Consider the following 9,243-nt stretch of genomic DNA (forward strand, 5'->3'; position numbering starts at 1 on the left):
CAAGCCGCTTAAAAAGTGAAGCGACTGAGGCGAAATCAACCAAATCAGTTGAAAAAGAAACGACGCTAGGCCAAGTAGCCGATAGTAACGGTCAAACCAGTAGGGCATTCGCCGGCCCCGCAGAGGTTTACCCAACTCAATCGCCAGCAAAGCTACAAAGGCTAAGGAAACAAAGCTAGTAACTCTACGAAAAGGAAATGGCAGCGCAATCGCCACCATTTCCAACAGGGAAAGAAAAAATAGTCGGCGATAAAAGCGATGATGTAGCTTCACCACTAGACCAGGCAACTAACTAACTAACTAAAGGCCAGGGCTGCTCTGCATAATCCCACCATCGGCAAAGATGGAGGTGGCAGTGATATAGCTCGCAGCATCACTGGCCAAAAATGCCACAACCTTGGCTATTTCCTCAGGCTGGGCCATCCTGCCCATGGGGATGGCGGCATTCAACTTAGCCAGCAACTCAGGATTATTCATGGTCGAATCGTTGATCGGGGTGGCAACGGCACCGGGCCCCACATTGACAATGGTGACACCCTTAGAAGCAAGCTCCACACCGGCAGTGCGGGTAAGCATGCGCACACCACCTTTGGCTACGCAGTAGGGGGTGTTATTGGGCATCGGCCAATCCTCATGCACGGATGAAATATTGATGATTCTCCCTCCGCCGCCCTGGGCAATCATTTGCTTTGCCGCGTACTGGGTAGCGAAAAATACACCCCGCAGGTTGACGTTCAAAACCTTGTCAAAATCATCGGGGGTAGTGTCGAGAATGGAAGTCCGGGTTTCGATACCGGCATTATTAACCATCACATCAAGTCGGCCAAATTTGGCAACCGTCGAATCGATCAAGCGCTGTAGATCGTCGAGCTTGCCGACATCAGCCTGCACACCAAAACTGCAGCCGCCATAGGCACCGATCTCCTTTTCGATTGCCTCGGTAGCCTCGGGATGGGAACGGTAATCAATTACGACCTTGGCGCCAAGATGGGCCAAGCACTCAACGATTGATTTACCGATGCCGCTGTTGCCACCAGTAACGATGGCAACCTTGCCCTGGAGAAAGCTGGACAGCGCCATACCAGTGAAGGGATTGGTCGAAGACATGGAGGAATCAAAAAATACTCAGACGAATTATAGACAAACGGGTCGATTTGGTCAGCAATAGCAAGAGATCATGCTGGCATTTCAAAACAAAAGCAAACCTATGCCTGCAGAGAAGATGCAAAATGCTCAAAGGAGACTAGATTAAAAAATTGAGTCCCAAACACATGACGCCTATTCCCAAGCCGAGTAGCGGGCAGCTAGCCAAAGGGGCGATATTTATTGTGCTGGCCTTCCTGGCCAACACGGTGCAGAGCGTGCTAGGCAAACAGATAGGAACCCAGTTAAGCGTTGAGCTATTTACCTGGGCGACCTTTCTAAGTGCCCTGATTTTCGTAACACCAATAATGGTGATTCGAAAGTTTCAAGATCTGCACACTTCAGTCGCCCCGTATCACCTGCTGAGAGGAGCCACTGGCATTGCAGGCTTCTTTCTATTTATTACGTCTGCCCAACTAACAAGCCTCGTGGATGCAAATGTATTACTAAATACCACACCAATATTCATCCCGATCCTAGCCTTACTGGTACTCAAGCAAAACATTCAAAAGTCGTTATGGCTTGCCATAGGGCTTGGCTTTGCAGGAATGGTAATAATAGTCAAACCTGACTCTTCATTATTTACAAACCCAGGCAACATAATTGCTCTTGCCGCAGGTTTAATGACAGCCATTGAATTTTTGACGGTAAAAAAGCTGGACAACAGCGAATCGGCAATTACGCAAATATTCTATTTCCTATTATTTGGATCAGTATGCTCGACAATACTATCAATAGGTAAATTCAAGGCAATAGCAGGCCATGACCTGCACATGGTAATCGCAACAGGGGCGTGCCTAGTACTATTTCAATTCCTTATAATTAAAGCATATCAATATGCCAAGCCGCATGAGATAGGAGCTTTTCAATATAGCTCTATTATATTTTCCGCCGTATTTGGAATATTTATATTCAACGAGCCCATAGGGATGGGAACCTACGTAGGCTCTGCATTCATTTGTATTGGGGGAGCAATGAGCATAGGTGCAAGAAAGGATGACCCCGGGGGAAATAACAAGTTAAAAACCGACTAGAAACCACATCAAAAACAGAGAAATCCTAAATGGCCATCAAGAAAATCGTTTCAGTGGTCCAGCCATGTGATAATGGAAGAGCTATTTCTCAATGGTACTGCAAAGAACTAGGATTTAAGCTTGAATCACAAATCAACAATAGTGAAAACTGTCTCACAAAGCTAATTGGTGGGCAGCAAGAAATAACTATAAAGCGGTTTGTATTACGCCTTGGCGATGAAAAACTTGAACTATGGGAGCAAACTTTACCTGAAGGCAACATACCAATACCTCTTGATTCTACCAGCAATGACCTGTGGTTTCAGCACATTTGTATCGTCACCGAAAATATAGAAAAAAGCCTTAAAAAAGGATTAGTTAATCCCCAAGATACGATTTCTACAAATACTCAGACATTACCTGAATGGAATAGGGGAGCCAGTGGCATTAAAGCCATAAAGTTTAGAAACCCGATCCGCCAGCCACTTGAACTTCTGCAGTTTCCCGAAGACAAAGGTAATAACAGATGGCACGTACATAGTATCCATGAACAGGAAAACTTCGATAATGACGAAAACAGTACAGGCCCAAATTTAGGGATCGATCACAGTGCCATTGGAATATCTGACACAAAAGAAAGCCTGAGATTCTATCAGGAACTATTGGGTTTTCATGTAATGGGAGGTGGTATAAACTACGGTTTGGAGCAAGACAGACTTGACGGAATAAAGGACACACATGTAGTGATTACATCCCTCAGGCCAGACGCCAAAGAAGATGTTATGGGAATAGAGCTACTGCAATATGAGAGACCCACTGGTGGAAGGCGACGGAACCTACCCAAAGCAAATGAAATTTGTGACTGGCGCCTAATTCTCGAGGCAACTGATTTGGAAAAGATACATAAAAAAATTAAAGAATCTGAGTGGGGGTCAGAATGCGGCCCTATAATTCAACTTTATGACGGATTGAATGGATATCAAAGGGGATTTCACAGTAGAGATCCAGACAAACACGCAATAATAGTAGTTGGGATTTAGATATTAGAAACAGACTCATTGGAATCACAATCTAGTCACCATAGGCTGGTGTTGAACCTGAAAGCTTAATAATTCTACTGCCGATATTCCCAAGCGCCTGGGAATAGGGTACGGCCGTTGAATACGGCATACCAGCGGGGATAGCAGCTGGAGAGGGTGGCCTAAATAAGAATTTGAACTGAAGAGAGCCTCCGAAACCACCTATATCATCAAAACTTCCTGACAGCGTTGCACTTAAGTTATGATTAAATCCATAACCAATTTGCAATTGAGCACCTGGGGAAGGGTTAGATACTTCACCAAAGAGATAATAGGCTCGAGCGGATCCGGAAAAACCTGGTATACCAAGGGGGAATCCGAGTTGAAGAACAGCGGAGGGTATAGCAGATTGGCTGGATGCCTGAGCACCGCCGTTTCCTAGGGGGAAAGAGGCCGTAGCACGTAAATTGTAGGAGGGGCGAATTAGCTCACCACCAACTCCGATTTGCTGAAAGAATGAATTACCAAGCCAAGCTAAATCATATCCTCCGTTAAAGCCATGATACGAAGAGAGATCACTGCTAAGCTTTCGATAACCAAACCGTATACTATTTCCCCACTGTTTGACAAACCCATTGCTATCAGACCAGGAGTCAGAGGGCTGGGCCTTAGCATAAACAGAGTTGTCGAAAAAAGAGAGGCTCTTATCTTCCTTGATTAGAGGTTGAAAGTGATTTATCTCTAAACGATTAGAAGAATTTGGCGGTGTCAATGTGAGCTTAGACATCTGAGCAGGTCTCACAAACGCGTTTGTGAGAGTCTCAGAACTGACTGGTCGAGGCAGAAAGAAAACAAGAAGCAAAAGTAAGACAGGCGCTGAATATACCATGGATAACATAGCTAAATCATCTAAAAAACTAAAACTAATTAGGATTTATCTTTACCTTGAAGAGATAGAAGGGAAACTTAAGTTCAGACTTGCCAGAACTACTATTGCCTGCAAATCTATTAATTTGGGAAGATGGGAAATAAAGATAACCATCTGGCCCAATCCTTGAGGCATCTGGCCAGACCAATATTGAGGCAGGCCCCTTTGAAACAGTCTCGAAACGTCCGTCAGGAAAACGCCGTATAATTCCGCCTAACTCTATGTCACTAAAATAAATTGAGCCATCGGCGGCCATGGACATACCGGCATTAAATGGACCAGGACCCAAGGGTTCAATCGCCTTAGATAGGGTGGTATCAGAAACATTGAAATCGTTCAGCAAAGTTGTCCTAATACGCATTAAGACAGGGCCACCACTGGGCTGGAAATAAAAGTACTTACCATCAACGGAAAGCTCAACAGGGTTCACGCTCATATTCCCATTGGGTAGCTGACCATGGGAATTGAGATATGGAACGCCATTTACTGTTAATTTTAACCTGCGATTAGAACGCAACCTAGGATCGTCAGCTAGCACCCTCCTTGCAACACCTGTGCGCAGGTTGATTACAATCAAAGCTCCAAGGCTAGAATCAGGAAGGTAGGCGTAACCTCCCCCGACCCGAACATCGTTAATAAACCCTCCTAGGGGCAAAACATCAGATCCGAGCCTGTAGACACGAACAATTTTGTTGCTAGCCAGATCAATTTGAACAAGCTTCGCCTTGCCAAGAATTGGCTTACCACCAATGCCCGCGGGGTCAACAACCCAAAGCTGATCCCTCGCATCAGAGACCACTGAATTTATACCTACAAACTGATCATCACCAGCACCACCAAAACTGTATTCATTCCATCGGCCACCAGGATAGGCACGAATAGATCCATCTGAAAGTATCTCGCCAACCGAAGGGGTGGTCGAATCAGAAGTAGCACGTGGCATACTAACGAAAATTCGTCCATTCTTAGAAACTGTGACACCATTCCATGGATAGGTAGGAGAAACTGCTACCACAGTTGCTTCGGGCACTAAGCTATCCGAGTTGGATTTAAAGTTAACTGATACACCTGCAACAGGATTAGCCTTGGGCGCGGACCTGGCTGGCAAAGCCGAGATCGGTAATGCCAGGGCCAAAACTAGGCTTAATCTGTGGAAATTCATAGTTTCAAATGTCTAAACGGTACAGCTTGGTTTCGCCCATAACATATGCTCCCCCTCCTGGAATCAGGGCGAAATTGCTTACGCCATTAGCTACTGGGATGACAGCCAAGGGATTACCATCCTTGTCAAAAATCTCCAGACCAGCACCTGTGCCTGTCCAAACTCTACCATATTCATCTACCTTTAAGCCATCGGGAATTCCCTTAGTGACCACACAGAAAGTAATCCTATCGGTAGCCAATGGCCCGTTTGGTGTCTGCAAAATTCGATACCTGTAAATAGTGCGCGGCAATACACTATTGCGTTGGCCATCGCCAGCAATAAATCCTGAATCGGTAACATATACATACTCCTGATCAAGGCTAAATGCAATACCATTTGGCTTGGAAAAACCATCCATCATCAGGCGTTGACGGCGACCAGCCTGATCAATTCGCCAGACCCAATTGCCGATGGTGGGCCTAGGCCTAAAACCCTGTTCGTAACCATACTGTGGATCAGTAAACCAAATTGATTGGTCATTTGCCTGAACCACATCATTAGGGCTATTGAACTGATAATCGGAAAAACCTGTTGTCAACAATTTGACCTGACCATTAGCAACATTAAACTCTGCTAAGCCTGCGGGCTTAGATTTGTCGCCCTGCATCGTAATCACAAGATTACCATTACTAAGACGAAAAGCCCCATTAGCCATAGGGATGGAATTAGTAAGACCAAGATCGACAGTTTTCAATGATTTTAAATCAAATATGGAAGCGATCACATACTGACTACCGTCTGAGCGGCGAAGACGATTCGATGTAAAGAAGAGTTGGTTTCGATCCGCCAATATCACAGGACCTTCATGGGCTAAAGGCTGGCTATAGGAGGCAAGAGCCTTCAACTGCCATTTAGCCAACGAATGCTCTGCTGCCCTAGCTACGCCCCAAAAAACAGTGCTGATAGCAAAAATTGCTGCCAAACTAAGAGCTTTCGGGCCGAATGGCAAGCAAGAAAACGATCTGGTATGCCTGGAAAGCATCACCGGATCTCGTCGCGTAGAAGGCGATGGCATTTCTGGAAAGACAACTCAATCTATTCTAGTCGGTTGAGTTTTTGCTAGCAACATAAGGATGTAAAGAGAAAAAGGATGGGGAGACAAAACCAGGCAAAGGAAACCTAACTAGGCCTGGTAACAGGATAGAACTCTGATTGATCTGGCAGAAACCTGGCAATCAGAATCAATAAATCGGGATCCTTTGCCAAATATTGAAATGTCATCGGGAGATGCTTTTGCCGTATCAATCCACTCACGCCAACCAACTGTTGCATCCCCAGATAGGGGGGGGGCGGGAACCTCAAAGTTAAGGGTTTGCCAATAGGCATTAACCATCAGATGCCAACAAAAACGTCTACAAATACTGATGATCGTAACTGCAAAAGAGTGGGATTCATCGGACCAATCCGGCTGATCTAATTTCACACCATGCCAACGGAGTTGGTTAAGTTGTATGAGGGAATTCAGGGTGTAGTCCTGATGGTCAGAAACAAAGTCTCTATGTTGACGAAAATCAATTAATAGGCTGACAAACCTTCCTAGGTCGGATGATGTTCCAGCATTAACCCAATCCATCCAACTGATGACTCCATCCTGGCAATAGGCGTTATTATTTCCTGATTGCGAACGACCAATTTCGTCGCCCATGCCAATCATGGGCGTACCATTAGCAAGTAGCAGTAATGTCAAGAAGTTACGCCTCTGCTGAAGACGTAGCCGCAAGACAGCGGGGTCGTCCGTGTAGCCTTCGGCGCCACAATTCCAACTAAAATTATCATTGCTGCCGTCACGATTAGACTCTAAATTAGACTCGTTGTGCTTAGTGTTATAGGAAACCAGATCCGACAAAGTAAAGCCATCGTGGCAGGTCACAAAATTCACACTGGATTCTGCGTCCCGATTTTCATACCCATAGATATCAGGACTGCCAATAAGCCTCTGGGCTACCGAACTAACAGTTCCCGAATCGCCGCGCAAAAAACGACGAACATCATCCCTAAATCGACCATTCCACTCCTGCCAATTATCAGTAACAAAGGTGCCTACTTGATAAAGGCCGGCCGCATCCCAAGCCTCAGCAATCAGCTTAGTTCCAGCTAAAACAGGATCAGTATCAATGTCCCATAGGATAGGGGGCAAAGCAGAGGGCGCTCCAGTTTCATCCCTAGAGAGAACAGAGGCCAGATCAAACCTAAAACCATCAACATGCATGTGCTCAACCCAATAGCGAAGGCTGTGGCGAATCAAGCGCCTCACTACCGGATTATTAGCATTAAGGGTATTAAAGCAACCGGTGTAATCCGCATATCCAGCTCCCCCATCCTTAAGCAAGTAATAGTCAGAATTGGCAAGGCCCCGGTAGCAAAATGTTGGGCCATCTGCATCAGCCTCGGCCGTGTGGTTAAACACCACATCCAAAATCACCTCAATGCCAGCGCGGTGTAGCGCCTTTACGAGGGTACGGAACTCATCAAGGGGCGCCATCGGTCCCGAACCACTGGAGTAGCCATGGTGGGGAACAAAAAATGATATTGGCTGATAACCCCAGTAATTCGGCAGACCACCGGGGGCATCAAAGGGGTCAAACTGAAAGACCGGCAGCAATTCGACGGCCGTAACCCCAAGATCCTGAAGATAGGGAATTTTCTCAATTAAACCTAAATAGGTCCCAGCATTTGGAGCCTCAACGCCAGAACTTGGGTCTGCTGTAAAACCCTTCACATGGAGCTCATAAATAACACTATCCCGGCTGGGGCGTCGCAGCGGTTGATCCCCTTCCCAATTGTAGGCATCAGGATCGACAACCACACTTTTCATGGAGCGATCAACCGGTTGGTTGGCTGTTCGGCAATAATTTGCGGGCATCACCAGGGCAAGTCCATAGGGATCTAGGAGCAGATTGTTTGCATCAAAGAGCAAACCCCGATCGGGTTCGTAAGGGCCCTCCACCCGGTAGCCGTAAACTTGCCCGGGCGAAAGACCCGCCACAAAGCAATGCCAATAATGGAAAGTGCGATATTGCTCGCCCTCCAGCCGATACACCTGGCTGGGCCCAACTGCATCGGGGCTGTCAAACAGGCAAAGTTCAACGGCCGTTGCATCCTTTGAGTAAATACTGAAGTTCACTCCGCCTGATAAAGGAGTGGCACCTAGGGGCGAACTGGAACCAGGGGCAAGGGGGGCAAACGCCATGACTAGGAAATGGGAAAGCAAAAAACCGGTCGTAGCTGCATCATGGCCGAAAAACCCATTTGGGGTTGCAAACAAAACAGTTCAGAACTGAAATACCGGCCTAAGTTGGCGGGAATTGAAAAATCCCAGTGGAATTCAACGTTGTAGAAATTTTGGTGCCATCGGTACCCTCTGACCTAGGCCAGGTAGCACTTCTGGTATTGCGGGTATTTACGGGGATCTGCTTTATCCGCCACGGCTGGCCGAAGTTGCGCAATCTGAAAACCTGGTCGACGGCGATGAAAACGCCTGCCTGGCTCTGCTTCCTATCAGCTTTCTCAATGTGGGGTGCAGGCATAGCCCTAATTCCTGGATTCCTATCGCCTCTACCCGCAATCGCCATTTTTGTGTCGATGGCCTACGCAATGGTGCTCGAAATATTTGCGGGCACACCATTCATCGCACCCGATCCCTACCAAATTCCCGAAGGCGACTACGCAGGGCCCATGGGAGTGGGCGAGCCTCCCAGCTGGGAAAAAGCAGCTATGTATGTGGTGATGTGTCTGGTGCTAGCCACATGTGGAGGCGGCCTCTTTTCGGTAGACAACCTCCTAATCGCAGACCTAGTTACAAGCCTGTTGGGCTGAAGTTATATAGTTCTACAATCTAGCCAACAGATGATCCCCAACACGCAGGGCGTTGGCGATGGCGGTAAGGGATGGGTTGACCGCGCCAATTGTGGGCATGAAACTGGTATCTACAACGTA

Annotated in this window: 9 protein-coding genes and 1 pseudogene; 3 read left to right on the forward strand and 7 right to left on the reverse strand. The window is 46.8% G+C overall.

Annotation, left to right across the window (positions count from 1 at the left end):
- Both KBY58_RS11900 and KBY58_RS11905 read right to left on the reverse strand, forming a co-directional pair.
- Window positions 1-276, reverse strand: a pseudogene (locus KBY58_RS11900) (hypothetical protein); the annotation flags it as partial.
- Window positions 277-300: 24 nt separating this feature from the next.
- A complete protein-coding gene (locus tag KBY58_RS11905; RefSeq protein WP_255004540.1) occupies window positions 301-1,080 on the reverse strand; it encodes a glucose 1-dehydrogenase in 780 nt (259 codons plus the stop codon).
- Window positions 1,081-1,271: 191 nt separating this feature from the next.
- Between KBY58_RS11905 and KBY58_RS11910 the strand changes: the two genes are divergently transcribed.
- Together KBY58_RS11910 and KBY58_RS11915 are read left to right on the forward strand one after the other, a co-directional pair.
- Window positions 1,272-2,177 carry a DMT family transporter gene (locus KBY58_RS11910; protein WP_255004541.1) on the forward strand — a complete coding sequence of 302 codons (906 nt, stop codon included), beginning with the start codon at window positions 1,272-1,274 and terminating at the stop codon, window positions 2,175-2,177.
- A 29-nt stretch (window positions 2,178-2,206) separates the two neighbouring features.
- Window positions 2,207-3,196, forward strand: coding sequence for a VOC family protein (locus KBY58_RS11915; RefSeq protein ID WP_255004542.1), 990 nt, complete (start codon window positions 2,207-2,209; stop codon window positions 3,194-3,196).
- 31 nt (window positions 3,197-3,227) lie between these two features.
- Here KBY58_RS11915 and KBY58_RS11920 read toward each other — a convergent pair whose 3' ends face one another.
- From KBY58_RS11920 to glgX, 4 genes are all read right to left on the reverse strand, one after another.
- The gene (locus KBY58_RS11920; RefSeq protein ID WP_255004543.1) at window positions 3,228-3,962 is read right to left on the reverse strand and encodes a hypothetical protein; all 735 of its coding nucleotides are present in this window, start codon (window positions 3,960-3,962) and stop codon (window positions 3,228-3,230) included.
- 136 nt (window positions 3,963-4,098) lie between these two features.
- The gene (locus tag KBY58_RS11925) at window positions 4,099-5,265 is read right to left on the reverse strand and encodes a major royal jelly family protein (protein ID WP_255004544.1); all 1,167 of its coding nucleotides are present in this window, start codon (window positions 5,263-5,265) and stop codon (window positions 4,099-4,101) included.
- Window positions 5,266-5,269: 4 nt separating this feature from the next.
- Window positions 5,270-6,256: an SMP-30/gluconolactonase/LRE family protein gene (locus KBY58_RS11930; protein WP_255004545.1), complete on the reverse strand. Its 987-nt coding sequence runs from the start codon at window positions 6,254-6,256 to the stop codon at window positions 5,270-5,272.
- A 174-nt stretch (window positions 6,257-6,430) separates the two neighbouring features.
- Window positions 6,431-8,572 carry a glycogen debranching protein GlgX gene (gene glgX, locus KBY58_RS11935; protein ID WP_255004547.1) on the reverse strand — a complete coding sequence of 714 codons (2,142 nt, stop codon included), beginning with the start codon at window positions 8,570-8,572 and terminating at the stop codon, window positions 6,431-6,433.
- A gap of 80 nt (window positions 8,573-8,652) precedes the next feature.
- Here glgX and KBY58_RS11940 point away from each other — a divergent pair, with 80 nt between their 5' ends.
- Window positions 8,653-9,123 carry a DoxX family protein gene (locus tag KBY58_RS11940; protein WP_255004548.1) on the forward strand — a complete coding sequence of 157 codons (471 nt, stop codon included), beginning with the start codon at window positions 8,653-8,655 and terminating at the stop codon, window positions 9,121-9,123.
- 12 nt (window positions 9,124-9,135) lie between these two features.
- Here the strand turns inward: KBY58_RS11940 and KBY58_RS11945 are convergent.
- Window positions 9,136-9,243: GMC oxidoreductase (locus KBY58_RS11945; RefSeq protein WP_255004493.1), on the reverse strand; the 108-nt coding region annotated here is incomplete at its 5' end.

The sequence above is a fragment of the Cyanobium sp. HWJ4-Hawea genome, from assembly GCF_024345815.1.
Taxonomy (GTDB): domain Bacteria; phylum Cyanobacteriota; class Cyanobacteriia; order PCC-6307; family Cyanobiaceae; genus Cyanobium_A.